27 protein-coding genes and 1 riboswitch are annotated in these 26350 nt (G+C 62.0%); of the genes, 13 read left to right on the top strand and 14 right to left on the bottom strand.

The window, feature by feature from the left end:
• Positions 1–35: 35 nt before the first annotated feature.
• The 5 genes from sppA to FHR23_RS10795 all read left to right on the top strand — a co-directional run bounded on the left by sppA (position 36) and on the right by FHR23_RS10795 (position 6986).
• The gene (gene sppA, locus FHR23_RS10815) at positions 36–1925 is read left to right on the top strand and encodes a signal peptide peptidase SppA (RefSeq protein ID WP_184003779.1); all 1890 of its coding nucleotides are present in this window, start codon (positions 36–38) and stop codon (positions 1923–1925) included.
• 84 nt (positions 1926–2009) lie between these two features.
• Complete coding sequence (locus tag FHR23_RS10810; protein ID WP_184003777.1) at positions 2010–2861, top strand: MipA/OmpV family protein; 852 nt, start codon at positions 2010–2012, stop codon at positions 2859–2861.
• A gap of 52 nt (positions 2862–2913) precedes the next feature.
• A riboswitch (TPP riboswitch) is annotated at positions 2914–3024 on the top strand.
• A gap of 57 nt (positions 3025–3081) precedes the next feature.
• Positions 3082–3486 (top strand): DUF2065 domain-containing protein, encoded by a 405-nt coding sequence (locus tag FHR23_RS10805; protein WP_184003775.1) that lies wholly within the window; start codon positions 3082–3084, stop codon positions 3484–3486.
• Between the two features lie 30 nt (positions 3487–3516).
• Positions 3517–5409, top strand: coding sequence for a phosphomethylpyrimidine synthase ThiC (gene thiC, locus FHR23_RS10800; protein WP_184003774.1), 1893 nt, complete (start codon positions 3517–3519; stop codon positions 5407–5409).
• Positions 5410–5690: 281 nt separating this feature from the next.
• The gene (locus tag FHR23_RS10795) at positions 5691–6986 is read left to right on the top strand and encodes a hypothetical protein (RefSeq protein WP_184003772.1); all 1296 of its coding nucleotides are present in this window, start codon (positions 5691–5693) and stop codon (positions 6984–6986) included.
• Positions 6987–7189: 203 nt separating this feature from the next.
• Here FHR23_RS10795 and FHR23_RS10790 read toward each other — a convergent pair whose 3' ends face one another.
• The 3 genes from FHR23_RS10790 to FHR23_RS10780 form a co-directional block, all read right to left on the bottom strand.
• A complete protein-coding gene (locus tag FHR23_RS10790) occupies positions 7190–7480 on the bottom strand; it encodes a type II toxin-antitoxin system RelE/ParE family toxin (RefSeq protein WP_184003770.1) in 291 nt (96 codons plus the stop codon).
• Entirely contained in the window at positions 7477–7716 is a 240-nt protein-coding gene (locus FHR23_RS10785) for a type II toxin-antitoxin system ParD family antitoxin (protein ID WP_184003768.1), read from the bottom strand. Before FHR23_RS10785 ends, FHR23_RS10790 begins: the two co-directional genes overlap by 4 nt.
• A 165-nt stretch (positions 7717–7881) precedes the next feature.
• The gene (locus FHR23_RS10780; RefSeq protein WP_184003766.1) at positions 7882–8190 is read right to left on the bottom strand and encodes an alkylphosphonate utilization protein; all 309 of its coding nucleotides are present in this window, start codon (positions 8188–8190) and stop codon (positions 7882–7884) included.
• A gap of 176 nt (positions 8191–8366) precedes the next feature.
• On the opposite strand from FHR23_RS10780, the gene FHR23_RS10775 reads away from it, so the two are divergent.
• Entirely contained in the window at positions 8367–9086 is a 720-nt protein-coding gene (locus FHR23_RS10775; RefSeq protein ID WP_184003764.1) for a hypothetical protein, read from the top strand.
• A 109-nt stretch (positions 9087–9195) separates the two neighbouring features.
• On the opposite strand, the gene FHR23_RS10770 is transcribed toward FHR23_RS10775, so the two are convergent.
• The 3 genes from FHR23_RS10770 to FHR23_RS10760 all read right to left on the bottom strand — a co-directional run bounded on the left by FHR23_RS10770 (position 9196) and on the right by FHR23_RS10760 (position 12642).
• The gene (locus FHR23_RS10770; protein ID WP_184003762.1) at positions 9196–9933 is read right to left on the bottom strand and encodes a SpoIIAA family protein; all 738 of its coding nucleotides are present in this window, start codon (positions 9931–9933) and stop codon (positions 9196–9198) included.
• A gap of 93 nt (positions 9934–10026) precedes the next feature.
• Positions 10027–11616, bottom strand: a complete 1590-nt coding sequence (nadB, locus tag FHR23_RS10765) for an L-aspartate oxidase (protein ID WP_184003760.1) — start codon at positions 11614–11616, stop codon at positions 10027–10029.
• Positions 11617–11721: 105 nt separating this feature from the next.
• Entirely contained in the window at positions 11722–12642 is a 921-nt protein-coding gene (locus FHR23_RS10760) for an ABC transporter ATP-binding protein (RefSeq protein WP_184003758.1), read from the bottom strand.
• A gap of 107 nt (positions 12643–12749) precedes the next feature.
• Here FHR23_RS10760 and FHR23_RS10755 point away from each other — a divergent pair, with 107 nt between their 5' ends.
• Together FHR23_RS10755 and tldD are read left to right on the top strand one after the other, a co-directional pair.
• A complete protein-coding gene (locus tag FHR23_RS10755) occupies positions 12750–12977 on the top strand; it encodes a zinc-finger domain-containing protein (protein ID WP_184003756.1) in 228 nt (75 codons plus the stop codon).
• 19 nt (positions 12978–12996) lie between these two features.
• Positions 12997–14424, top strand: a complete 1428-nt coding sequence (gene tldD, locus FHR23_RS10750) for a metalloprotease TldD (RefSeq protein WP_184003754.1) — start codon at positions 12997–12999, stop codon at positions 14422–14424.
• Positions 14425–14454: 30 nt separating this feature from the next.
• Here tldD and FHR23_RS10745 read toward each other — a convergent pair whose 3' ends face one another.
• Positions 14455–14925, bottom strand: a complete 471-nt coding sequence (locus FHR23_RS10745; RefSeq protein ID WP_184003752.1) for a MarR family winged helix-turn-helix transcriptional regulator — start codon at positions 14923–14925, stop codon at positions 14455–14457.
• A 140-nt stretch (positions 14926–15065) separates the two neighbouring features.
• On the opposite strand from FHR23_RS10745, the gene FHR23_RS10740 reads away from it, so the two are divergent.
• The 4 genes from FHR23_RS10740 to FHR23_RS10725 all read left to right on the top strand — a co-directional run bounded on the left by FHR23_RS10740 (position 15066) and on the right by FHR23_RS10725 (position 17668).
• Positions 15066–15617, top strand: coding sequence for a pyridoxamine 5'-phosphate oxidase family protein (locus FHR23_RS10740; RefSeq protein ID WP_184003750.1), 552 nt, complete (start codon positions 15066–15068; stop codon positions 15615–15617).
• Positions 15617–15820, top strand: a complete 204-nt coding sequence (locus tag FHR23_RS10735) for a putative signal transducing protein (RefSeq protein ID WP_184003748.1) — start codon at positions 15617–15619, stop codon at positions 15818–15820. Before FHR23_RS10740 ends, FHR23_RS10735 begins: the two co-directional genes overlap by 1 nt.
• Before the next feature lie 145 nt (positions 15821–15965).
• The gene (locus FHR23_RS10730) at positions 15966–16304 is read left to right on the top strand and encodes a P-II family nitrogen regulator (RefSeq protein WP_184003746.1); all 339 of its coding nucleotides are present in this window, start codon (positions 15966–15968) and stop codon (positions 16302–16304) included.
• A 14-nt stretch (positions 16305–16318) separates the two neighbouring features.
• Entirely contained in the window at positions 16319–17668 is a 1350-nt protein-coding gene (locus FHR23_RS10725; protein WP_184003745.1) for an ammonium transporter, read from the top strand.
• 100 nt (positions 17669–17768) lie between these two features.
• Here the strand turns inward: FHR23_RS10725 and FHR23_RS10720 are convergent, their stop codons facing one another.
• The 7 genes from FHR23_RS10720 to dcp all read right to left on the bottom strand — a co-directional run bounded on the left by FHR23_RS10720 (position 17769) and on the right by dcp (position 25904).
• Positions 17769–19358 (bottom strand): GMC family oxidoreductase N-terminal domain-containing protein, encoded by a 1590-nt coding sequence (locus FHR23_RS10720; RefSeq protein WP_184003743.1) that lies wholly within the window; start codon positions 19356–19358, stop codon positions 17769–17771.
• Positions 19292–20260, bottom strand: a complete 969-nt coding sequence (locus FHR23_RS10715; protein WP_184003741.1) for a sterol desaturase family protein — start codon at positions 20258–20260, stop codon at positions 19292–19294. Before FHR23_RS10715 ends, FHR23_RS10720 begins: the two co-directional genes overlap by 67 nt.
• Positions 20261–20316: 56 nt before the next feature.
• On the bottom strand, positions 20317–21111 hold the full coding sequence (locus FHR23_RS10710) for a DUF72 domain-containing protein (RefSeq protein ID WP_184003739.1): 795 nt from the start codon (positions 21109–21111) through the stop codon (positions 20317–20319).
• Positions 21112–21152: 41 nt separating this feature from the next.
• Positions 21153–21422, bottom strand: a complete 270-nt coding sequence (locus tag FHR23_RS10705) for a hypothetical protein (protein WP_184003737.1) — start codon at positions 21420–21422, stop codon at positions 21153–21155.
• A complete protein-coding gene (locus FHR23_RS10700) occupies positions 21422–21850 on the bottom strand; it encodes a protein tyrosine phosphatase family protein (RefSeq protein ID WP_184003735.1) in 429 nt (142 codons plus the stop codon). The genes FHR23_RS10705 and FHR23_RS10700 overlap by 1 nt, the downstream gene beginning before the upstream one ends.
• On the bottom strand, positions 21847–23613 hold the full coding sequence (recQ, locus tag FHR23_RS10695; RefSeq protein WP_184003733.1) for a DNA helicase RecQ: 1767 nt from the start codon (positions 23611–23613) through the stop codon (positions 21847–21849). Before recQ ends, FHR23_RS10700 begins: the two co-directional genes overlap by 4 nt.
• 119 nt (positions 23614–23732) lie before the next feature.
• On the bottom strand, positions 23733–25904 hold the full coding sequence (gene dcp, locus FHR23_RS10690; RefSeq protein ID WP_184003731.1) for a peptidyl-dipeptidase Dcp: 2172 nt from the start codon (positions 25902–25904) through the stop codon (positions 23733–23735).
• Between the two features lie 157 nt (positions 25905–26061).
• Between dcp and FHR23_RS10685 the strand changes: the two genes are divergently transcribed.
• Complete coding sequence (locus tag FHR23_RS10685) at positions 26062–26346, top strand: GNAT family N-acetyltransferase (protein ID WP_184003729.1); 285 nt, start codon at positions 26062–26064, stop codon at positions 26344–26346.
• Positions 26347–26350 lie beyond the last annotated feature (4 nt).

Genomic DNA, 26350 nt, shown 5'->3' with positions numbered 1-26350 from the left:
AAGTCTTTGTTCTAGGTTATCTGGAGAATATGATCGTGCGACTGGTTCGTGGTGCCTGGAAGATCCTTGTCGGGATCAAGGATGCGCTGGTGCTTATCCTGCTGCTGCTGTTTTTCGCCGCGCTGTTTGCGGCGCTGTCGGCGCGGCCCAATCGTGCCGCGATCCATGATGGCGCGCTGGTGCTGCGGCTTGACGGCACGATTGTCGAACAGCCGGAGGAGGTCGATCCCTTTGCCGCACTCAGCGGGCGCAGCGTCGCGCATCAATACCGGCTGCGTGACGTGGTGCGCGCACTCGATGCGGCGCGCACCGACGATCATGTAAAGGCGGTGGTGCTTGATCTCGACCGCTTCATGGGCGCCTATCCCAGCACGCTGGTAGAGGTCGGCGATGCCATTCGCCGCGTGCGCGCATCGGGCAAGCCGGTGCTGGCCTATGCTACCGCCTATACCGATTCGGGCTATCTGCTCGCCGCCAATGCCAGCCAGATCTGGACCAATCCGATGGGCGGCGTGTTGCTGCGCGGTCCCGGCGGATCGCAGCTTTATTACAAGGGGCTGATCGACAAGCTGGGGATCAACGCGCACATTTATCGCGTCGGCCAGTATAAGTCGGCGGTCGAACCCTATATGCGCTCCGATCAGTCGCCTGCGGCCAAACAGGCCGCGACCGCGATGTACGACGGTATTTTCGACGAATGGAAACAGGTCGTGGCAAAGGCGCGGCCTCAGGCGAAGATTCAGCCCTTCCTGACCAACGCCGCGCAGGCGGTGGAGGCTGCGGGCGGCGACCTTGCCAGGGCCAATCTCGCCGCCGGAATGGTGGATAAACTCGGCGGGCGCGTTGCCTTTGGTCAGGCGGTCGCAAAGATTGTCGGGGCGGGCGACGACATGCCTGCGGGCAATTTCAACGCCATTGATTATTCGGACTTCGTGGCGGCGCATCCGATGTCGACCAAGGGGGCGGCGATCGGCGTCATCACCGTGGCGGGCGATATCGTCGACGGCAAGGCGAAGCCGGGTTCGGCGGGTGGCGACACCATCTCGAAGCTGATCCTCGACGGGCTGAAGGACGACAAGCTGAAGGCGCTGGTGGTGCGCGTCGCCTCTCCCGGCGGTTCGGCACTGGCGTCCGAACAGATCCGGCAGGCGATTTTGCAGGCCAAGGCGCAGGGGCTTCCCGTTGTCACCTCGATGGGGTCGCTGGCGGCCAGCGGCGGCTATTGGGTCTCCACGGCGGGCGACGTCATCTATGCCGAACCCAATACGATCACCGGCTCGATCGGTATTTTCGGGATCATTCCCACCTTTGAAAACACGCTGAAGAAGATCGGCGTCACCACCGACGGGGTAAAGACCACGCCGCTGTCGGGACAGCCCGATATTTACGGCGGCACCGACAAGGCGTTTGACGACCTGCTTCAGGCGCAGATTGAGGACGGCTACAGCAAGTTTGTCGGCGTGGTGTCGAAATCGCGCCATCTGACGCCCGAACGCGTCAACGAAATCGGGCAGGGCCGCGTCTGGCTGGGCGGGCCTGCGCATCAGATCGGGCTGGTCGACAAGTTCGGCGGGCTGCAGGATGCGATTGCTGAAGCCGCGCGTCGTGCGAAGCTGGACCCCAAGGACGTCCATGCCGTCTATCTGGAAAAGAAACCCAGCGATTTCGCCAAATTCGTGCAGGCTTTCACCAAAAAGGAAAATGGCGACGACGATGACGGCGATCATGTCAGCGCCGACCTGTTCGGGCATTTCGCGCTCGAACGGCGTGAAACCATGGCACGCGCACTGGGCGATGCCCGGCGGCTGGCGGAAGGCGGTTCGGTGCAGGCCCGCTGTCTGCAATGCACCGCGCTGGCACCGGCCAGTGCTTCGCCTTCGGATACGCGCTTGCTCGACCTGATCCTCAACCGGCTGACCCGATAATCGATTGACCGGCTTCGGCGCGGTACGGCGCAACAAATCGCCGTACCGCGCGTTCAGCAGACAGATAAAAGGGGTTCCTGCCGAATGAAGCTGTCTGTCTGCGCGGCTGCTGCCGCTGCGTTTCTGGTTTGCTCACCCGCTGCGTTTGCGCAGTCGGGGCAGTCCGCGAATGACATCGACACCAGCGGCGATCGAATAACCGTCGCGGCTGGCGTGGCGTCGGTGCCCGATTATGAAGGTGCCGACAGCAGCGAGGTCACCCCGGCCGCCGTCGTCATGGGCACGGTTTCCGGGCATGATTTCTGGACGCGCGGAACGCAGCTTTACGTCGATGCCATCCCCGATTCGGGCGGCGTCGGTACCCATTTCGAACTGGGCGGCATTGCGGGCGTGCGCCGCAATCGCGCGACGAAGGTCGATAACCTGCAGGTCCGCGCGCTGGGCGAGCTCGACACCGCCTATGAACTGGGCGGCTTTGTCGGCATTCAGCGCACCGGCGTCATCACCAGCGACTATGACTCGCTGTCCGCCCGCATCGCGATGGTCGGCGATGTGTCGGGCACCTATGGCAGCTATGTCATCACGCCGCAGCTTTCCTATTCCACCCCGCTGTCGCGTGCGACCTATGTCGGTCTCAACCTGTCCGCCGATTATGTCGGCAAGGGCTATGGCGAGACCTATTACAGCGTCACGCCCGCGCAATCGACCGCCAGCGGCCTGCGCCCCTACAGCATCGACAGCAGCGGCTTCAAAAGCATGAGCGTCGCCTTTTACGGCGTGCAAAGCCTGTCGGGCAATCTGCTGAAGGGCTTCGGCATCGGCGGCGGGATCGTCTATAGCCGCCTGCTCGGCAAATATGCCGACAGCCCGCTGGTCCATGACGTCGGCAGCGCCGACCAGTGGATCGTCGGCGGCGGCCTCACCTACACCTTCTGAGCGTCCTCGCCCGAAACCCCCTTTCATCGCGGGCGCATAGCGACTAGACTCCGGTCCATCCCCGGGGGACCGCGCGTACGCGGTTGAGAGGCGGCTGATACGGTCGCGACCCGCAGAACCTGATCCGGATGACACCGGCGTAGGGAGGGAAAGCCCGTTTGTTCCGAAACGCGCCGCCCTTCCTCCCGCCGGACCGGGAAGCGAAAGGACGACGGCGCTTTTGGACACGATCAGCGTCCTGACATTGCATCTGGCGCAGGCGCTCGGCCTCTACATGGTCGTCGCCGGCATCGGCGGGCTTGCGGCTCCCGAGCGCTGGCAGAAGATGATGGACGAACTCGTCGCCTCGCCCGCGCTGCAATTGCTGACGGGCGTGCTGGTGTTCGCGATCGGCGTGACGCTGGCCATCGTCCACACCCACTTCACCGATCCGCTCGCCACCGTCGTCACGCTGATCGGCTGGGTGGCGCTGGCGGAGGGCGCGCTGCTGATCGCGGTGCCGCGTCCGGTGCTGCGCATCGGCCTTGCCGCCATTCCCTATACGCGCGTCTGGGCGATCGTCTCGCTCATCCTCGGCATCCTGATCGGCCTGGCCGGGCTTACCGGCCGCGCCACCGTTATCTAACCCGTTCCCCTCGCAAAGAAGGCACTCCCCATGGCAGACATTCCCGCCCGTACCGAGATGAAAGTCACCACCGGCCCCATTCGCGGCTCGCGCAAGGTCCATGTCGGCCCGCTCAAGGTGGCGATGCGCGAAATCACGCTGGAGCCGAGCGCCAATGAAGAACCCCTGCGCGTCTACGACCCCAGTGGCCCCTATACCGATCCCGATGCGAAGATCGACATCATGGCGGGCCTGCCCGAACTGCGCAGCCCGTGGATTCGCGCACGCGGCGACGTGGAAGAAGTCGACCAGCGCGAGGTAAAGCCGGAGGATAACGGCCTGTCCGGCCCCGATCGTTCGGGCGGTGTCCAGCCCTTCCCCAATGTCCGTAAAAAGGTGCTGCGCGCCAAACCCGGCATGAATGTCAGCCAGATGCACTATGCCAAGCGCGGCATCATCACGCCCGAAATGGAATATGTCGCGCTCCGCGAAAATATGGGCCGCGATGCGATGCACGCCGCCGCCACCCGCGACGGCCAGAGCTGGGGCGCCGCCATCCCCGATCACGTCACGCCGGAATTCGTCCGCGAAGAGGTCGCGCGCGGCCGCGCGATCATCCCCAGCAACATCAACCATCCCGAAAGCGAGCCGATGGCAATCGGCCGCAACTTCCTGGTGAAGATCAACGCCAATATCGGCAACTCCGCCGTCGCGTCCGACGTCGCCGCCGAAGTCGACAAGATGGTCTGGGCCACCCGCTGGGGCGCCGACACCGTCATGGACCTGTCGACGGGCCGCAACATCCACGACACACGCGAATGGATCATCCGCAACAGCCCCGTCCCCATCGGCACCGTCCCCATCTATCAGGCGCTGGAAAAGGTCGGCGGCATTGCCGAGGATCTGACCTGGGAAATCTTCCGCGACACGCTGATCGAACAGGCGGAGCAGGGCGTCGATTATTTCACCATCCATGCGGGCGTCCGCCTGCCCTATGTCCCGATGACCGCAAAGCGCGTCACCGGCATCGTGTCGCGCGGCGGCTCGATCATGGCGAAATGGTGCCTCGCGCATCACAAGGAGAGCTTCCTCTATGAGAAGTTCGACGAGATTACCGAGATCATGAAGGCCTATGACGTCGCCTATTCGCTCGGCGATGGCCTGCGCCCCGGCTCCATCGCCGATGCCAATGACGAGGCGCAGTTCGCCGAACTCTACACGCTGGGCGAGCTGACGAAGCGCGCCTGGGATCAGGATGTTCAGGTGATGATCGAAGGCCCCGGCCATGTGCCGATGCACAAGATCAAGGAGAATATGGACAAGCAGCTCGAAAGCTGCGGTGAAGCTCCCTTCTACACGCTCGGCCCGCTAACCACCGACATCGCGCCGGGCTATGACCATATCACCAGCGGCATCGGCGCCGCGATGATCGGCTGGTACGGCACCGCGATGCTCTGCTACGTCACGCCCAAGGAGCATCTCGGCCTGCCCGACCGCGACGACGTGAAGGTCGGCGTAGTGACGTATAAGCTCGCCGCCCACGCCGCCGATCTGGCGAAGGGGCATCCGGCGGCCAAGCTGCGCGACGACGCACTCAGCCGCGCCCGCTTCGAATTCCGCTGGCGCGACCAGTTCAACCTGTCGCTCGATCCCGACACAGCGGAGCAATATCACGACCAGACCCTCCCGGCAGAAGGCGCCAAGACCGCGCATTTCTGCTCGATGTGCGGCCCGAAATTCTGCTCGATGAAGATCACGCAGGAAGTGCGCGACTTCGCCGCAAAGCAGAACAGCGACAGCTATCTGGCTTCTGCTCCCCTCCCGCCTGCGGGAGGGGCCGGGGGAGGGCAGTCTGCGACCCCCGAAAACGCTGAAGCAGGCATGGAACAGATGGCAGAGAAATACCGCCAGGGCGGCGACCTCTACATCCCCGCCGAGGACTGACCCCATGCCCGCCGCGGACGCGCCGTTCCTGCTCTCCGGAGCGGTCCGGCGGTCGCGGCGTGGTTCGACAGCACTGATCCGCTCCGCCGGATGCTGCGCCCGTGAGGGTCGGCCGGATGCGCGCATGTGGCGACGATGTCCGCGAAGTCATCCACGACCGCTGCCCCATCGCCTGTGTCGGCTAGGCGCCACAAGGCACGATCCAAACGTGCGACCCCTGGAACGCCTTGAGAAATGCTGCCTGAGATGCTCAACTTGAACCGTTACGAGGGAGCGATGGCATGAGCGACAGCAGTTCCGATTCAGAACTAATTGCAGAAGAGCTAATTGAGCTTGAGGAAGACACAGGGGGTGCTCAAGAATCCCTCGCGGAACTTAAAAAGCGATGTGAGGCCGCGAAGATCGAAATACGCACGCGGTCGTTTGAAGACGATGGGGTGACATACACCTCTGTCGGTTTGCCGTCAGGTCGAGCGAAACGATGGGTTGGAGCGACTGGCGATAGACTTGAGAGGTTGCTGCAAGTTCCTTTCGAGAAATTCGTGTTCCTCCAAGGTTTCGAAGCAATCTGTTCCTATGAGGATGGCTTTATTGAAGCCGGGGTCAGAGGTATCCCAGTGTCAACGATGGCTATCCTACGCCGAATGGCGAGGTTGACCGGAAAAGAAGCTGAAGATTATGAGTTTGTACTCGAACCGGGTGACGAAGCTCAAGGACGGCCCACATATCGAATTGGAAACTCTTCCGACGAGTTTGCTGCCCTCGTACAATTGCCGGGATCTTTTGGGCGGCCAACGCTACGCTTGGAGAATCTGAGCGTTTCTTGCCATGAACAAGCGCTCGACATATTAAACAAGTATGCAAATGGTCTTCTTTTTCAGATGGATTTGGCCTTTGATGCATCCTTCATGCTTGAGCGAGAAAGAGTTAGACGATTTCGTCCTATTAGCCGGAAGGTGCGGGCAATAGAATTACAATATCCTACCGCTGAATATGATGATGCCCCTCTTTCTTTGTACTGGTATGCTCGCTCAGCACGAAGTATGCCGCTCCTACAATTTTTAGCATTCTACCAGTGCATTGAATTCTTCTTTCCGACATTTTCCAAAGCTGAAGCGCGAAGGAAGATTGCACTTCTGCTTAAGGATCCCACGTTCCGCGCCGATAGAGATAGCGACGTCGCTCGCTTATTGTCGGCGATTTCGGTAAGTCGTTCTGGGGGTATCGGGGACGAGCGATCGCAACTGCGTGCCACCGTAAATGAGTGCTTGAATGCTGAAGAACTTCGAACTTTTTTTGATGAGGACGAAGACCGGTCCGCATTTTTTCGAGGAAAGCCAAAAAGCGGAATACATCGAATCCCTCTGTCAAATGAGGGGGCCGATCTTCGTAACGACGTGGCAGATCGAATTTACAATTTTAGATGCAGAATTGTACATACCAAGGATGGAGAAAATCAGTCGGGCGAAATGATATTGCCCTTCAGCGAAGAGGCGGGATTTCTTATATTCGATATTGAGCTTGCTCAGTTCGTCGCGCGAAAGGTTCTTATTGCGACGAGTTCTTTGTTAGCTTAGCTATTGTGCGCGATGGCGTAAAACAAGAATACAACGATATAAGAGGTGTTCCGGGGGCAGTATACTTAATTCAACAATGATGCCGGCACTGCGCCACACCGCCCGCCTGTGTGTCGCCTGTGCCGCTAACCCGGTTTGCACGCGATTGGTCCGGAACGACTGCCAGCCTGACAGAATGTCGCCCAGCGCCTCTGGCCTCCTCGCTACAGCCACCGCTCCACATCCATCGCCTTGTGCAGCACGCGGCGGACCACAATGCGGTCCGGCAACACATCATAATAGATGCGATGGCTGCCATGCGGCAGGCTGTGAATCGGGGGCCGCACCGTTTCATGCACCGCACCGATTGCCGGATGGTCTGATATCAGGTCAAAGCAATCGTCAAAACCGCGCACATAGGCTTCGGCCGTCTCCACACCGAAGCGCTCAATCCCGTAGAGCAGGATTTCCTCGATATCGGTGTCGGCGGCTTCGCTGAGTTCTACCGGCGTCATCCTGCGCGGCGCTGGCGCACATCCTCGATAATGTCTTCAATACTGCGCTCGCTCACGCCCGAGGCACGCCCCTCGTCGATCGCCGCCTGTAACCGCCGGCGCGCTTCCTCGCGCTCCTGATCGCGCCGCACCAGATCGCGGACATAGTCGCTGGTGCTGCTGTAGCGCCCCTCGGCGACGCGGGATTCGGCCCAGCCTTTAAGCTGATCGGGAAGCGAGACGTTCATCTGTGCCATGCGCGCAATATACAGATTTGCGCTAAGATTGTCATGCGCTCAATAATGATACCGACCCTGCGCCACTTCCAGCGCCTGTGCCGCCCCCTTGCCGATGCTCGCGATTGGTCCGCCGCGACCGCCAGCCCGGCATTTTCAGGCATCAGGGCTGAATGGCGATCCGCCCTACCGCTTCTTCACAAACTCCGCGCGCAGCACCAGCCCTTTGATGCCCTCAAACCTGCAATCGATTTCCTGCGCATCGCCCGTCAGCCGGATCGATTTGATCAGCGTGCCCCGCTTCAGTGTCTGGCCCGCGCCCTTGACCGTCAGATCCTTGATCAGCGTCACCTGATCGCCGTCGTTCAGCACATTGCCCACCGCGTCGCGTACCACAACGGCGTCTTCGTCCGCTTCCGCTGCTCTGGCCGCAACCTCGCTTGCGGGGAGCCATTCCCCGCTCACCTCGTCATAGACATAGCTGTCGTCGCTCATCTGATTTCCTCATGGCTTGGTTCGCCGCCTGCCTACGCGCCCGCCGATGCCATGGCCAGCGCGAAGGCCGCCGCAAATGCTGTTGGATGCCCATCCGCCACACCCAAAGCCAACATTGTCCAACACGCCCGCGACCGACCTGTCCTACACCGCCTAAATCTGCTCCATCATCTCGGATGACCCATGGCAGAACCCCCATCCCGCAAGAGGCGGAGGACGATGTTCCCGCCTTCGAAACCGATTTCGAACCCGTGCCGGTGCGTGCGCGCCATGACGGCTGGGCACCGGAAAAACAGGTCGCCTTTATCGAGGCGCTGGCCGAATGCGGCTGTGTCGATCATGCCTGCGGTCGTGTCGGCATGTCGGTGACGTCCGCCTATGCGCTGCGTCGCCGCATCGATGCGCAGTCGTTTCGCGTGGCATGGGATGCCGCGCTCGACTATGCCGTTCGCCGCCTGTCCGACGCTGCCTTTTCGCGCGCGATCAACGGTGTGGCGCGGCCCGTTTTCTATCAGGGCGAACAGATTGGCGAGCGCCGCTATTATGACGAGCGGCTGACCATGTTCATGCTGCGCTATCGCGACCCCGCGCGTTACGGCGCCTGGCTCGACCTGATGGAGGCGCGCCGCCGCCCCGACGGCGAAGCGATTGCCCTTACCCATGCGCTGGGCCGCGTCGCCGAAGATGCCTATGCCGAAGCGTTCGGCACACCCATGCCCTCGCGCGACCCGCTCGACCTTGAACCGCATTTCGTCACCGAACGCGAACAGCAACAGGCATGGATCGCCGAAAACGCCGCGCGCAAGGCGGATAATGCGCGCGCGTGCGACGACTGGCGCACCTATACCGATGCTGATGACGACGACGGCGATACCGATGCGGACGGCGGCGCATGACGTGCGGGGGAAGGGAGTGGGGACGTAGCCGCAACTTCCGCAACTTCCGCCGCGCGCGTCCCCTGCGTCACGTCACCGCCGCCGTTCCATCCCGGCAATCGCGCGGGGCTTACCGCACCACCCACGCCTTTGCCGCGTCCAGTTCCGCCACCGGGAACGTCTTCACCGCGCCCGGCATGATCGGCGCGAACAGCCGCACCGCCTTCACGATCCAGCCGATATCGCTGACCACCGCGATGCGCCGGAACGCGTTCCAGTGGCGGATGCCCAGCTTCATGTCCTCCCACGCCGCGTCGCCCGAATAGGCCGCATAGTCGCTGTCCAGCACGACCAGGCATTTGATCGTGTCATGCGTTTTCAGCTTCGCCTCGACCATCGGGATCAGCGTGTCGCGATAATCCTGCGCGGTAATCACCCCGACCGCGCGGATCGCGATCACGTCGGCGGGCAGGCCGTCGATTTCCTCGAACCGGCCGGGATCGTCGTCCGCCGCCAGCGCCCATGCTTTCGCCGCCTCGAACTTGTCCGCCGGGAAGCGCCGGATGGTCGCCTTGACGAAATGCCCCGCAATTTCGGGCGCCAGCGTCAACAACGGGGAATCGCCCACCACCGCGACCTTGGCGATGATGGCGCCATGTTCCCGGATAAGGTGCAGATGCTGCGACAGCGCGCCGATACTGTCCCAGTGCGGCAGCCTGTCGACCCGGATCACCAGATTGGGGATGGTGTCGGTTTCGTTGATATGCGTGTCGATCGCGCGGGCCAGCGCCTCGAAATCGCTTTTGGAAAGCGCGCCTTCGGGGCGCAAAATGGCAAGTCCGCGCGTGTGAAAGTCGATATCGATCATGGCCTCAATCCCTAACTGCGGAGTCGATGCAGCGGATGATACCTCATGCCTGTCGTCCCGGACCAGCACGAACCGCCGGCCCTTGTCGGGGTGTCAGGGCACCAGCACGGTATCGACCGCTTCGGGCAGCAGGTCGGGATAGTCGAGCGTATAATGCAGCCCCCGGCTTTCCTTGCGATGCAGCGCCGACCGCACGATCAGGTCCGCCGCCTGCAACAGGTTGCGCAGTTCGATCAGGTCGGGGGTGACGCGGAAATGCCCGTAATAATCCTCCACCTCGTCGGTCAGCATCTTGATGCGGTGGGCGGCGCGTTCCAGCCGCTTGGTCGAGCGCACGATGCCGACATAGTTCCACATGAAGCGGCGGATTTCGGTCCAGTTCTGCTTGATGACCACCTCTTCGTCGGAATCGGTGACGCGGCTTTCGTCCCAGGCTCGAATGGGGGGAGGGGGCGGCAGATCGTCCCAGCACTGGTCGATATGCTTTGCCGCCGCTTCGCCGAACACGAAACATTCGAGCAGCGAGTTGGAGGCCAGCCGGTTGGCGCCGTGCAGCCCCGATTGCGTGACCTCGCCCGCCGCATACAGGCCGGGCAGGTCGGTCCGCCCGTCGCGGTCCACCACCACGCCGCCACAGGTATAATGCTGCGCGGGCACCACCGGGATCGGCTGCTGCGTCATGTCGATGCCCAGCGTCAGCAGCTTGGCATGGATGGTCGGGAAATGCTCCTTCACGAACTCCGGCCCGCGATGGGCGATGTCGAGATGGACATAATCAAGGCCCAGCCGCTTGATCTCATGGTCGATCGCACGCGCCACCACGTCGCGCGGCGCCAGTTCGGCGCGCGCGTCGAAATCGGGCATGAAGCGATAGCCGTTGTCGGGCAGCAGCAGATGCCCGCCTTCGCCGCGCACCGCCTCGGTAATCAGGAAGTTCTTGACCTCCAGATTATAGAGGCAGGTGGGGTGAAACTGCATCATTTCCATGTTGGAGACGCGCGCGCCCGCCCGCCATGCCATCGCAATGCCGTCGCCGGTGGCGCCGCGCGGCGCGGTGGAAAACAGGTAGGTGCGTCCCGCCCCGCCGGTCGCCAGTACCGTGGCGCGCGCGGTGAACAGCTCCACCCGCCCGGTCTGGCGATTGGCGGCATAGACACCCCAGACATTGCCCGCGCCCGAATAGCGGGTTTCATGGCGGCTGGTGGCCAGATCGATCGCCACCCGGTCGGGCACCAGCCGGATATTGGGATGGGCGATCGCAGCATTCAGCAGCGCCTCCTGCACCGCCCAGCCGGTCGCATCGTTGACATGCACGATCCGACGATGGCTGTGGCCGCCTTCGCGCGTCAGGTGCAGTACGCCCGCTTCCTTGTTGAACGGCACGCCCAGTTCGATCAGGCGGGCAATCGCGGCGGGTGCGCCCTCGACCACCATTTCCACCACCGCGCGGTTATTCAGTCCCGCACCCGCGACCATCGTATCTTCGATATGGCTGTCGAACGTATCGCCGGGTTCGAGCACCGCTGCGATCCCGCCCTGCGCCCAGGCGGTGGAGCCTTCGTTCATCCGCCCCTTGGCCAGCACCGTCACCTGAAAGCGATCGGCCAGATTGAGCGCCGCCGTCAGCCCGGCCGCACCCGACCCGATGATAAGGATGTCGCTGGAATGCTGAATATCGGACACGATGTGCTCCGTCAGGGATGGGGAGGGCGGTGCCGCTTCTCCCGCAGGATCATTCAGTTAAGCCCAAAGTCCGGCGAGCGGCAAGAATGCTGCGCTGGCCGGGGGTCAGGCGGCGGCGCGCGTCAGGTTCAGGAACACATCCTCCAGATCCGCCTCGCGCGTGGAAACATCGACGATGCCATATCCTGCATCCTGCACGGCGGCGAGCACTTCGCCCGCATTCACCTGATCCTTGTGATAGGTGATGGCCAGTGTGCGCGGCGCGGTCAGTTCGATCTTCTGGAAACAGCGATTTTCCGGAGTCGAGGGGACATCGCGATCGACCGTCACTTCGACCAGCTTTTCCTTGGCCATGTTGACCAGCGTGCGGGTGGGTTCATTGGCGATCAGCTTGCCATGGTTGATGATCGCGATCCGGTCGCACAATTCTTCGGCTTCTTCGAGATAATGGGTGGTCAGCACCACCGTCACACCCTGATCGTTCAGGCTGCGGACATAGGCCCAGAGCTGCTGGCGCAATTCGATATCGACGCCCGCGGTCGGCTCGTCGAGCACCAGCACCGGCGGATTATGGACCATTGCCTTGGCCACCATCAGCCGTCGTTTCATGCCGCCCGACAGGGTGCGCGAATAGGCGTCGGCCTTGTCCTCCAGATGCATGGCGCGCAGCAGGTCCATCGTCCGGCGCTTCTTCCTGGGCACCCCCCACAGTCCGGCCTGAATCTCCAGCGTTTCGGCAGGCGTGAAAAACGGGTCGAAGGTAATCTCTTGATTGACGATGCCGATAGAGGCCTTCGCATTGCGCGGGTGCGCGTCGATGTCGAAGCCCCAGACCGAAGCGCGGCCGCCGGTTTTGTTGACCAGCCCGGCAAGGATGTTGATCAGCGTCGACTTGCCCGCGCCATTGGGGCCGAGCAGTCCGAAAATCTGTCCGCGCGGCACCTGAAACGTCACGCCGTCCAGCGCCTGTTTCCCGCCTGCATAGATTTTGGACAGGCCTTCGATATCGATTGCTGCTTCGCTCATGGTTGTTCAGATGCGGCTACCGGCGCGCCGACGCAAGCCTTTCGAGGGTGGAATTATTGCGACAAGGACGATTGCAGCACGCGAACACCATTGCTATCGGAATTTTTATGACCCCGCCGCCCGAAACGATCCGCACCGACAAGACCCGCATCGCCTGTGACGGCGCCGGAGAGATTGCGCCAGCGCTCGGCCATCCGCGCGTCTGGTTGCAGATCGACGAAACCGGCTATGTCGATTGCGGCTATTGCGACCGCCGCTACATTCTGATCGGCGGCCCGGCCGATGGTGCGGATCAGGCACAGCTTCCCGATCATGGGGATGGCGCGGGCCGTTGAGCCTCCTATATCGGCGGGTATGACCAATTCCCCCGATCCGCGCGCCTTTCTTTATCGCGATACGCTGGACCCCGATACCGCCCAACGCCTGACCGGCGAATTACTGGCGGGTGCCGAAGACGGCGAACTCTATCTGCAATATCGCAAGGCGGAGGCATTTCGTTTCGATGACGGGCGGTTGAAGGACGCGTCCTTCACCACCGATTCGGGTTTCGGCCTGCGCGCGGTGTCCGGTGAACAGACTGCCTTTGCCCATGCCAACGACATCAGTGCCGAGGCAATCCGGCGCGCAGGCGCGACCATGGCGCTGATCGACCCGGCCAAGGGGGCAAAGGCACCGCCGCCGCGCCACAATAACCGGCATCTCTATACCGATGCCGACCCGCTCGATCTCGTGCCCTTCGCGGACAAGGTCAATCTGTGCCAGACCATCGACGCTGCCGCGCGTGCCCGCGATCCGCGCATCTGTCAGGTCTCGGTCAGTCTGCTGGGAAGCTGGCAGGTGGTGGAGATCGTTCGCCCCGACGGCTTCATCGCCACCGATATCCGCCCGCTCACCCGGCTTAACGTCAACATTACCGTCGAAGCGAACGGCAGGCGCGAATCCGGCGGGTTCGGCACCGGTGGTCGTGCGGTTTATGGCCGGCTGCTCGAACCCGAAACCTGGAACCGGGCGATCGACAAGGCGCTGGAACAGGCGCTGGTCAATCTGGAGGCGGTGGATGCCCCTGCGGGTGTGATGCCGGTGCTGCTCGGTCCCGGCTGGTGCGGTGTGCTGCTCCACGAGGCGGTCGGGCACGGGCTGGAGGGCGATTTCAACCGCAAGGGCTCCAGCGTGTTTTCCGGGCGCATCGGGGAACGCGTTGCCGCACCGGGCGTCACCGTGGTCGATGACGGTTCGATCGCCGACCGGCGCGGTTCGCTGTCGATCGATGATGAGGGCACGCCGACGCGGGAGAATGTGCTGATCGAGGACGGTATCCTGAAGGGCTATATTCAGGATCGGCTCAATGCCCGGCTGATGGGGGCGGAACCGACCGGCAACGGGCGCCGTCAGGGGTTCGAACATGCGCCCATGCCGCGCATGACCAACACCTTCATGCGGGCCGGTAACGACGATCCGGACGAACTGATGACGCGGGTGAAGAACGGCATCTATGCCAAGAGCTTCGGCGGCGGGCAGGTCGATATCGTGTCGGGGAAGTTCGTCTTTTCCTGCACCGAAGCCTATAAGATCGAAAACGGCAAGCTGGGCGCACCGATCAAGGGCGCGACGCTGATCGGGGACGGTCCGACCGTACTGACCAGGGTAACGGGCATCGGCAACGACTTTGCGCTCGATGAGGGCGTCGGCATGTGCGGCAAGGGCGGGCAGACGGTGCCCGCGGGGGTCGGACAGCCGACCTTGCTGGTCGACGGCCTGACGGTCGGCGGTACCGCGATGTAGAAATGGGCGAGGCTTGTGGTGCCGGGCATCTTATTGCGGGTCGTTCTGCGCCTCCCGGCCGATGCCGATCAGTTGGGCGAGCGTGCGGCGCAGGACCGCGACATCATCGGCTCCGGCGCGGGCGATCAGCTCCGTATCGATGCGGTCACGCGCTTCACCCTGCACGGTGGCCGCCGCTTTGCCCCGTTCCGTCAGCGTCACCACCAGCCTGCGGCGGTCCTCAGGGTCGACCGCGCGTTCCAGATAACCGCGCATCACCAGCGTATCGACCAGCTGCCCTGCGGCCTGTTTGGACAGATGCAGGCTACGGATAATATCACCGAGCGGCACGTCCTCACCGCCCAGGGCCATCGCCCCCAGCACGTACAGGCCGTTTCTGGGAACATCGTCATAGCCTGCCTGCTCCAGCGCAAAGCGCATCGCAGAACCATAGGTGGTACGCGCATGACGTAACAATGCGGGAAGGACAATATCCTCATACCAGGCACGTTTTTCAGACATGGTGAAATCCGTATCGAATCAATATAGTCAATAATTCATACTAAAATTGGTAGAACGTCGCAACACTCGAGCATTTTGGGAGATTGACCACAGACCTGCTTCAGGACGATAGTGCAGTGTCCCGCCGGTCAGGAGCTCCAATGGCCACTTTTTTCGACTGCATCACCGATGAGCATCAGGCGTTCATTGCGAAACAGCCCGTCTTTTTCATTGCCACCGCTGCCGAAGGTGCACGGATCAATTGCAGCCCGAAGGGAATGGACTGTTTCCGCGTGCTCGATCAGCGAACGGCCGCCTATCTGGATGTCGGTGGATCTGGCAATGAAACCCATGCCCATCTTGCCGCGGATGGCCGGATTACGATCATGTTTTGCGCGTTTGAAAATCCCGCGCTGATCCTGCGGCTTTACGGACATGGCCGCGCTGTTCTGCCGCAGGATCCCGACTGGGCCGAAGTTGTGCAGTACTTCACCCTGCTTCCGGGTACGCGGCAGATCTTCGTGATTGACGTGCAGACCGTGCAGACAAGCTGCGGCTGGGGCGTACCGATGATGACACTGGATCGTGATCGCGAAACACTGTCCAAATATCATAAGGGTAGCAGCGATGCCGAACGGCTCACCAGATGGGCGGACCGGACGGAGAGTATCGATGGCCTGCCGGTGCGGGTTCCCAATCAGGTGCCTGCCTGATGGCATTGGTCGAACTGGGGCGGTTCAACCGCTTTGAAGCGCATATTCTGCAGGGGCGGCTGGAGTCGGAGGGCATTCCAGCCTTTTCTTTCGACGCCGAAACCAGCATCGCCGATGGCAGTTCGTTCCTGATCCCGGTGCGCGTCATGGTCGACGAGAGCGATCTGGAAGAAGCGTCGCGGATCAAGAACGGCGCTGCCTGATTTTTAGGCAGATATTAGCATCTGCACAAATTTTTACCCTTTGCTAATATTTTGTTTCGGTAAAGTGCCTGTAAACACAGTATTTCAATTTTGGCACGTGCTTTGCTGAATATCTCCTCGGGAACATCAGCCTAGAGGGGGCGACATGAAACTAGTCATCGCCATCATCAAGCCGTTCAAGCTTGATGACGTGCGTGAAGCGCTGACAGAGGTCGGCGTGGCAGGCATGACCGTGAGCGAGGTGAAAGGGTTCGGGCGGCAAAAGGGCCAGACCGAAATCTATCGCGGCGCGGAATACAGCACCAACATGGTGCCGAAAATCAAGATCGAGGTGGTGTGCGCGGCCGATATTGCGCCGCGCGTGGTGGAGGCCATTCAGGCTTCGGCCAACACCGGCGCGATCGGTGACGGCAAGATTTTTGTCCTCGACGTCGGTCAGGCGGTGCGCATCCGTACCGGCGAAACCGATCAGAGCGCGCTGTGAGCGAAGGGGGTAGCATGAAACGATTGACCAAGATCGCCGGCGCGCTGAGTGGCGCCGGCTTTGCGCTGCTCTCAGCGCTTCCGGCATGGGCGCAGGATACCGCGCTTCAGGCCCCGCCCGCAGCGGCGGCTGCCACGCCGACGGTGCATCCGGGCGACAATGCCTGGATGATGACCTCGACCCTGCTCGTCCTGATGATGATCGTACCCGGCCTTGCCTTGTTCTACGGCGGCCTGACACGGTCAAAGAATATGCTGTCGACGATGACCCAGATCGGTGCGGTCGCGTGCCTGACGATGGTTATCTGGGTGATGTACGGCTATGGCCTGGCATTCGGTCCGCACGGCAATGATTTCATCAGCTGGGGTAAGTTCTTCCTGTCGGGCGTTACGCCGTCCAGTCTCGCCGACACCTTCTCCGACGACAAGATTTCGGAATATGTGTTCATCTGTTTCCAGATGACCTTTGCCGCGATCACGGTCGCGCTGGTGCTGGGTGCGCTGGTTGAACGCATGAAATTCTCTGCCGTGATGGTGTTTGCCATCGTCTGGCTGACCATCGGCTATTTCCCGATCGCCCATATGGTATGGTCGAGTGACGGTATGCTGTTCAAGATGGGTGCGCTCGACTTTGCCGGCGGCACGGTGGTGCACATCAACGCCGGTGTTTCGGCGCTGGTCGCTTCCTTCTTCCTCGGCAAGCGCAAGGGCTATCCCAATGAGCCGATGCCGCCGCACTCGCTGACGCTGACCATGGTCGGCACCGGTCTGCTGTGGGTGGGCTGGTTCGGCTTCAATGCCGGATCGGAGCTTCAGGCCGACGGCACCGCCGGTCTGGCGATGATCAACACTTTCGTCGCCACGGCTTCGGCGGCCCTGTTCTGGATGATCGCGGAGCGGCTGGCCGGACATAAGGGTTCTGCGCTCGGCTGGTGTTCGGGTGTCGTCGCCGGTCTCGTCGCGGTGACGCCTGCGGCGGGCAACTCCGGACCGTTCGGCGCGATCATTCTTGGCGCCGTCGCCTCGTTCGTCTGCTTCTACTTCGTTTCCGTGGTGAAGCCGAAGCTGGGCTATGACGACTCGCTCGACGCGTTCGGCGTACACGGTATCGGCGGGATGATTGGCGCAATCGGCACCGGCATCGTCTATCAGCCGGTGTTCGGCGGTCCCGGTGACGGATCGGTAACGATGGGCCATCAGGTTTTCGTTCAGATCATTGCCGTGCTGGTCGCCATTGCCTGGGCGGCGATTGCCACGGTCATTGCGGTGCTGATTGCCAAGGCGGTCACCGGACTTCGCGTCAGCGAAGAGGTCGAACTGGAAGGCCTCGACCTCGGTGAACATGGCGAACGTGCCTATAACTGACCTACCTGCCGGGAGGCGGCGGTGTCGCCTCCCACCAACCAAGTTCCTCCTGCGGACGACCTGGGCCGGCATTGCGCCGGCCCTTTTTTATGGGTTGAGTTTAGCGGGCGAGATCAGCCTTGATGAATTCCGCCGCGCGGGCACCGATCATGATGCTGGGCGCATTGGTGTTGCCGCCGATAAGGCGCGGCATGACCGAAGCATCGGCGACATACAGTCCCTCGACGCCGCGCACCCGCAATTGCGGATCGCACACCGCCTCGGCATCCGACCCCATTCGTGCCGTACCCACCGGATGATAGATGGTGTCGGCGCGTGCGCGGATCAGCCGGTCCAGTGCCTCGTCGTCGTTCATATCGATCGGATTGCGATCGACCGGGCCATAGGCGGCGAGTGCGGGAGCCTCCAATATGCGGTACATCATCCGCACGCCGTCCAGCATCCGCTGCATGTCGCGCGGATCGGACAGATAGCCGGGGTCGATCAGCGGCGCAGTGCGCGCATTGCACGATGCCAGCCGTACCGTTCCCCGGCTTTCGGGCCGCAGCACGCAAGCATGGCAACTGAACCCCTGCGTCTTCACCGGCGCCCGGCCATGATCCTCGACAATGGCGATCAGGAAATGGAGCTGGATGTCGGGCGCGGGCAGATCGGGACGGGTGCGCAGAAACGCGCCCGCTTCGGCATAGGGGGTGGTCATCGCGCCTCTGCGATATCGCATCCAGCGCCACATCGCGCCCAGCGAGCGCAACTGCGCTTTCATGTGACGTCCCAGAAAATCGCCGCGTGCGCAGTCGAATGCCGCGACATAGTCGAGATGATCCTGTAAATTCGTGCCGACCGCCGGCCGGTCGACCATAGGACGAATGCCATGGTCGGCGAGATGCCGCGCAGGCCCGATCCCCGACAGCATCAGCAGTTGCGGTGTCTGAAACACACCGCCTGCCAGCACCACCGCGCGGCGCGCGCGGATGGTGTGGCGTTGCCTGCCGCGACGATAGCTGACGCCCCAGACCCGACCATCCTCAAATAGGATATGTTCGGTCAGGGCGCCGGTGACGATATTCAGGTTTGCAGGCGGCTTCCCGTCGCCAAGATAAGCGCGTGCCGCGGTCCAGCGTTCGCCGTTCTTCTGCGTCACCTGATACAGGCCCGCGCCTTCCTGATGCGCGCCGTTGAAATCCGGATTGTGCGGAACCTGCAGCTGCTGCGCGGAGGCGATAAAGGCATGCGAACCGGGATGGGCATCCTGCTGATCGCTGACCCAGAGCGGTCCGGCATCGCCATGAAACGCATCCGCCCCGCGCACATTGTGCTCGCACACCTTGAACCAGGGCAGAACATCCTTCCATGCCCAGCCGGGACAGCCCAGCGCCGCCCATTGATCATAATCCCAGGGATGGCCTCGTACATACAGCATCGCGTTAATCGCGCTGGACCCGCCAAGCCCCCTCCCGCGTGGCTGATAGCCGCGTCTGCCGTTCAGGCCCGGTTGCGGCACGGTTTCGAACGCCCAGTTGGTCGCGTCGCTTTGAAAGGGCATCATGCCCGGCATCCGGGTGCGCCAGCCGGTGTTGCGGCCACCGGCTTCCAGCACCGCCACGCTATACCGTCCTCCCTCGCTCAGGCGGCCTGCGGCGGCACTGCCCCCCGATCCGGCTCCGACGACGACGATGTCGGCTTCTTCCACCCTGATGCCTCTTTCCCTTGCTGTCGCGCCAGCCAGCGCGTCCGGATCGTATCAGACGTATCGCGACTGCCGTCGTGGCTCCAGCCCGGTTCGCGCCACATATATCCCAGCCTGGCACGCCAGTCGGGAGCATGCCACAGGTCGCGGGCAATCCCGACCCATTCATGGATCGCTGCCCACGCCACGTTGAAACTGCCAAGATTCTTGACGATGCCATAGCGTGGAGCTTCGTCCTCGCGCTCCGGTTCGAACGTGCCGAACAGTCTGTCCCAAACGATAAACACACCTGCATAGTTGCGATCGAGATAGCGTGGATTGGTGGCGTGATGGACGCGGTGATGCGACGGCGTATTCATCACCGCCTCGAACCAGCGGGGCATCCGTCCGATCGCTTCGGTGTGGATCCAGAACTGATAGACCAGATTGATGCCCGCCACGAAAAAGACCATTGCGGGCGGAAAGCCGATCAGGAACAGCGGTAGCCGGAACAGGAAAGTCAGCGAGAAGAAGCCCGTCCAGGTCTGTCTGAGCGCGGTCGACAGATTATAATGCTGGCTGGAGTGATGGACGACATGGCTTGCCCAGAACCAGCGGATGCGATGCGCCGAGCGGTGAAAGACATAATAGGCCAGATCGTCGAGAATGAAGGCAAGGGCGAACCAGTACCATTGCCAGCCGATGTCGAAGAGGCGGAACTGCCACACCCACAGCGCCATCGCAAAGACCAGCCCGCCCGACAAAACCCCTGCAATCGTACTGCCCAGCCCCAGCGTCATTGAGGTCAGCGTATCGCGCGGACAATAGCGCCGCCGGTCCTTTAGTCGCGCAACCAGCATTTCCGCGAAGATCAGCAGGACAAAGGCCGGAATGGCAAGCGTGACCGGATCGGGCAGGGTCGGCATCTGATCAGCTTACATCAATGTCAACAACTGCACCAGATGGCACATGGCCTGCTCCGCTACAGTCGTTGCAACAGCGCTTGTGCCGCGGCGGGGGCACGGATTTTTGCGCCGTTGATCATGAACACAAATGTATCGCGCGGTCGTTTATCGGCTGGTTCGGCGAAAGTCGGCAGACCGTCCGGCGTTTCCCCCGCCGTCCAGGCTTTTGCGATTTGCCCCCAGCGGTCGAGCGCGTCGGGCGAATAACCGGTAGCTTCTGTCTCTTGCGCATTTTCCAGCCGCGCATAGGTGAAGTCGCTGCTGACATCGGCAATCGCAGGATAGTCGGCGGAGTCGGCATAGACGATCGCCACACCCGCCTTGCGACAAAGCGCCACGAAATCGGCATGGTGGAAGCTGTCGTGCCGCACCTGTACGGCATGGCGCAGCGGCAATCCCTCCAATTTGGCGGGAAGCAGGTTCAGGAATGCGCCGAAATCTTCCGGGTCGAATTTCTTGGTCGCTATGAATTGCCAGAGGATCGGGCCGAGCTTCGGCCCCAGCTCGACGAGCCCCTGATCGAGGAACTTCTCGATCGATTCACCGGCTTCGGCCAGTATCCTGCGGTTGGTGACATAGCGCGATGCCTTCACCGCAAAGACAAAGTCGTCCGGGACGACTTGTGCCCAGTTGGCGAAACTCTCCGGTTTTTGCAGGCGGTGATAGGTGGCGTTGATCTCAATCGCCGTCACCGCACGCGAAGCATATTCCAGCTCGCGCTTCTGCACCAGCTTGTCGGGGTAAAACGTGCCGCGCCACGGCGGAAAGGTCCAGCCGCCGATCCCGACTCGGATGGAAGGAGCGTTATGCATGGTGTCAGGCTAACCTAAGGTCAGCCCCGCGCGAAGCCGCGTTATGTTCCTGCTTGGCCAAGTTCCCGTGCGACGGCATGGGCGCCGTGCCGATGTACCGATGCCGTGCGACCGTCTATGCTGCGCACGGTCGCGGATGCGCCGTCTTCGGCGATGACAACGCTAGATGGTTCAAAGTCGGGCAGGGTATCGGCCGCGACCTGTCTCGCCGTGCCTTCGTCGAGTGTCCATGCGCCCAGCCCAAGCAGCTTCGCGGTTCCGGCCAGTGCCAGGATCGCCACCACCGATCCGCACAGCACCAGCCAGTTCATTATTCCGCAGGCCGGAGCTGGTCGAGCAGAGGACGAATGCCCGAAAGATCATATCCGGCATCGGCGCCGCTGGCGATGATCGCCTCCGGCTCGCCGCCCGTTTTTGCTTCCGCCAGTGCCCAGAGATGCGCCGAACGTGTTCCCGACCGGCAATAGGCCAGTACCGGCCCTTCGGCGGCGGCGAGGGCGGCGCACATCGCCTCGACCTGCGGCATCGAAAAACCGGAATGGGTGACGGGGATCGCGGTGTAGGTCAGGCCCAGCGTCTCGGCGACGGTGCGAATCTCATCGCCCGCAGGTTGCGCAGGTTCTTCATCATCGGGTCGGTTGTTGATGATCGCGGTGAAACCGGCCTGCGCCAGTTCGGTCACCTGGGCAGGTGTGATTTGCGGCGAAACCGAAATCTGGTCGTTGAGTTTGCGCGTCATGCCGCCTCCCGGATCACATCGAGAAAGGCCGGACCATAGGCTTCCAGCTTCTTCGCGCCAATGCCCGAAATTTCGCCCATGGCCGACAGTGTTTCCGGGCGGGTCAGCGCCATGTCGCGCAGCACCGAATCGTGAAAGATGACATAGGGGGGCAGGCCGGTTTCCTGCGCGATTTCCCGGCGCCGGTTGCGCAGCGCCTCGAACAGCGGATTGCCGACCGGGTTGGACGCCTTGTTCGCACCACGTCCGCGGCGTTGGCGTTTGGGCGGCAGGACCAGTGCGACCTCCGCCTCTCCTTTCAGGATGGCCCGCGCGGCGGGACCGAATTCCAGCCCGCCATGCGGATTGGTCCGCAACGCATCCCGCAACAGCAACGCGCGTGACACGGGTTTGAGCAGCGCCTCCTCTTCGCCCTCGACAATGCCCCAGACCGAGAGATTTTCGTGTCCGTTGGTCAGGCTGCGCTCGCTCGATTTTCCGACCAACACGCTTTCGACATAGCCGGTGCCGAACATCTGGCCGGTACGGAACACCGCGGAGAGATATTTCTGCGCGGTCACGCTGGCATCGACCGCCTTGGGCGGGGTCAGGCAATTGTCGCAATTGCCGCAGCGTTCGGGCGGATGCTCACCGAAATGCCGCAGCAGGATCGCGCGTCTGCATCCTGCTGTTTCGACCAGCGCGCCGAGCGCCGTCAGCCGCGCCCGCTCACCCGACTGACGCGCTGGTTCAACCTCATGGATGCGCTGGCGGGCACGGGCGAAATCGTCGGCACCCCAGAACAGATGCGCGACCGCCGGATCTCCGTCGCGGCCCGCGCGCCCCGTTTCCTGATAATAGCCCTCGATCGACTTGGGGATGCCGGCATGGGCGACGAAGCGGACATCGGGCTTGTCGATACCCATGCCGAAGGCGACGGTGGCGACCATCACCATGTCTTCGGACGCGACGAAATCGGCCTGGTTCTGCGCGCGAACCTGGGGCGGCAACCCGGCATGATAGGCGCGTACCGGACGACCGCCATCGCCCAGTTTCTCCGCGAGACGCTCCACCGCATTGCGGGTGGGCGCATAGACGATGCCCGGTCCCGGCTGTTCGTCGAGCAGCGCCTGCAACTGGCGCGTGACGTTATCGCGCGGAGAGATGGCGTAGCGGATATTGGGCCGGTCGAAGCCTGCGACGATCAGCCCGTCGGGTGCGATGCCGAGCTGTTCGAGAATATCGGCGCGGGTATGTGCATCGGCGGTGGCGGTCAGCGCCAGACGGGGGACGTTCGGGAAGCTGTCGAGCAGGGGGCGGAGCAGCCGGTAATCGGGGCGAAAATCATGGCCCCATTCGGACACGCAATGCGCTTCGTCGATCGCAAACAGCGCCAGTCGTGCCTGTCCCAGCATATCGCGAAAATAGCCGCTCGATGCGCGTTCGGGCGCTACATAGAGCAGGTCGAGTTCGCCGTTGCGAAACCGCGCGATGGTTCCCGCGCGATTGTCGTCGACAGAGGTCAGCGTCGCGGCGCGGATGCCGACCGCCTCTGCCGCGCGCAACTGATCGTGCATCAGCGCGATCAGCGGCGAGATGACGATACACGTTCCCGGCATCGCGACGGCGGGCAATTGATAGGTCAGCGATTTTCCCGCCCCGGTGGGCATCACCGCCAGCGTATGCTGCCCGGCCAGCACCCGGTCCACCACCTGTTGCTGCACGCCGCGAAAGCCGGAAAATCCAAAGGTGGTGCGAAGAATGTCGATCGGATCGGCGGTCATGCCGCCTCCCCTAGCGCGCTGGGCGCGGCAAAGTCGAGGGGATGGCGGCCGGATATGAAAAGGGCGGGCCCGCCCCTCGGCACGCCCGCCCCATGTTGCCCGTTTACCGAGGAGGTGTTTTACTTACCTGCGGGCGGGCTGTCGGAGACGTCCTGCGGCGCAGGTTCCAGTCCGCGATCCTTCAGCATTGGCCCGATATCCGGGTCCTTGCCGTAGAAGGAACGGAACATCGGCGCATAATCTTCGGTATGGCCGCGCGACAGGATCAGGTCGCGGAAGCGCTGACCATTGGCGCGGGTCAGGCCGCCATGCTGCTGGAACCAGCTATAGGCGTCGTCGTCCAGCATCTCCGTCCACAGATAAGCATAATAGCCCGACGCATAGCCGTTCGCCCAGATATGCAGGAAATAGCTGGAGCGATAGCGCGGTGGCACGTCCTTGATATCGAGGCCCATTTCCGAAAGGGCTTTGGCTTCGAACTGGTCGACATTCTGCTTCGGTGCGCTGGCGGGCAGCGAATGCCATTTCATGTCGAGCTGTGCCGCGGCGAGCAATTCACCCAGCGCATAGCCTTGATTGAACTTCGCCGCCTTCTTGATCTTGTCGACCAGTGCCTGCGGCATCGGCTCACCCGTCTTGTAGTTCACCGCATAATGGGCGAGCACCTTCGGATTGAGTGCCCAGTGCTCGTTGAACTGCGACGGAAATTCCACGAAGTCCCGCGCGACATTGGTGCCCGACAGGGTAGGATATTCCTGATCCGCAAACAGGCCGTGCAGCGCATGGCCGAATTCATGGAACATCGTGGTCACATCGTCGAAGCTGATCAGCGCAGGCTGGCCCGGCGCCGGTTTGGTGAAATTGCCGACGTTATAGATGACCGGCTTCTTGTTCAGCAGGTGCGACTGCTCGACAAAGTTCGACATCCACGCGCCGCCCGATTTGTTGTCGCGTTTCCAATAGTCGAAATACATCAGGCCCAGTTCCGACCCGTCCTTGTCATAGACGGTATAGACCATGACATCGGGGTTCCAGGTCGGCAGGTCGGTGCGCTTCTTGAAGGTCAGGCCATACAGCTGATGTGCGGCATAGAAGACACCGTCTTCAAGCACCTTGTGGATTTCGAAATAGGGCTTCACCTGATTTTCATCGAGGTCGTACTTTGCCTTGCGCACCTGTTCGGCATATTTTTCCCAGTCCCAGGGCTTGAGCTGGAAATCCTTACCGTCTGCCTTGATCTGCTGCTGGATGACGGCGGCTTCACGGCGTTCCTCGGCCGCGGTGGCGGGTACCAGCTTGGCCATGAACTGCTCGACCGCCTGCGGCGTCTTGGCCATCTGGTCGTCAAGGACATAGGCCGAATAGTTGGGGAAGCCGAGCAGCGCCGCTTTTTCTGCGCGCAGCTTCGCGATCGTCGCGATCGTGTCGCGGGTATCATTGGCATCACCCTTTTCGGTGCGCGTCCAGCTTGCGTTGAACAGCGCTTCCCGCGTCGCCCGGTCGTTCAGCGACTGCAGGTCGGGCTGCTGCGTGGTGTTCTGCAGCGGCAGCACCCATTTGCCGGGCATGCCGCGATCCTTCGCGGCCTGTGCGGCAGCCGCGATCTGCGCATCGCTCAGCCCGTCGAGTTTCGCCTTGTCCGACACGACCAGTGCGCCGTCTTTGGTGCCCGCCAGCAACTTCTGCTGGAATGCGGTCTGCAGCGTCGATAATTCCTTGTTGATCGTGCGCATCTTTGCCTTGTCGGCATTCGAAAGCTGCGCACCGGCATGGATGAACTGCTGGTGATAGACCTTCAGCAGCATCGACTGTTCCTGATTCAGGCCCAGTGAGGCACGCTTGTTCCACAGCGTCTCGACGCGCTTGAACAGCTTCGGATTGAGATAGATGGCGTCCGAATGCGCGGCCAGTTCGGGCGCGACGGTCGACTGGACCTTCAGCAGCGCCGGGTCGCTGTTGGCGGACACGATGTTGAAGAAAATGTTGGTCGCGCGATTGAGCAACTGACCCGATTTTTCCATCGCGACCAGCGTATTGTCGAAGGTCGGCGCAGCAGGATTATTAGCGATCTTCTGAATTTCTGCGAGATGTTCGGCCATGCCCTTCTGAATGGCGGGCAGGTAATCGCTATCCTTGATCTTGTCGAACTGCGGCGCGTGGAACGGCAGCGGGCTTTGCGTCATCAGCGGATTGACATGTGCCTGCGTCTGGGCACTGGCTGCGGTCATCGGCGTCATAGCACTGGTGGTAAGCGCAAGTGCCGCGGTGGCGAACAACAATTTTGCAGGCATTCGGTATCCTTCTGAAATCTGTATAATCCTGTCCTAGGCAATCGGACGCCTCCGGTCGAGCCGTCTCCCCCTCGCGCAGGCAAGACATGATGCCCATATGGCATCTCGAAGCTGTCTGTTAGCTGAATCCCCGATGAACGATTTTTCAGGAGTCCGAATGGCTGCCCCCACCGTGTACGACAATCGCGCAGAGCAGGAGTTCGAACTGGAGGTTGGCGGCAAGCGTGCCATTGCCGCCTATCAGCGCGAAGGCGATACGATTGTTTTTACGCACACCCATGTCCCTGCGGCGCTGGAAGGACGCGGTGTCGGTACGAAGCTGATCCGCGCATCACTCGATCAGGTGCGCGATGAGGGACTGCGGGTGATCGCGCAATGTCCGTTCGTCGCCCGCTTCATCGACCGGCATCCCGAATATCAGGGAATGCTGAAACGCGGTTGAGAGC

The organism is Stakelama sediminis, assembly GCF_014199335.1.
Lineage (GTDB): Bacteria > Pseudomonadota > Alphaproteobacteria > Sphingomonadales > Sphingomonadaceae > Sphingomonas > Sphingomonas sediminis.
The sequence above is the reverse complement of the archived record's forward strand: the minus strand, read 5'-3'. Positions and strand labels throughout refer to the sequence as shown.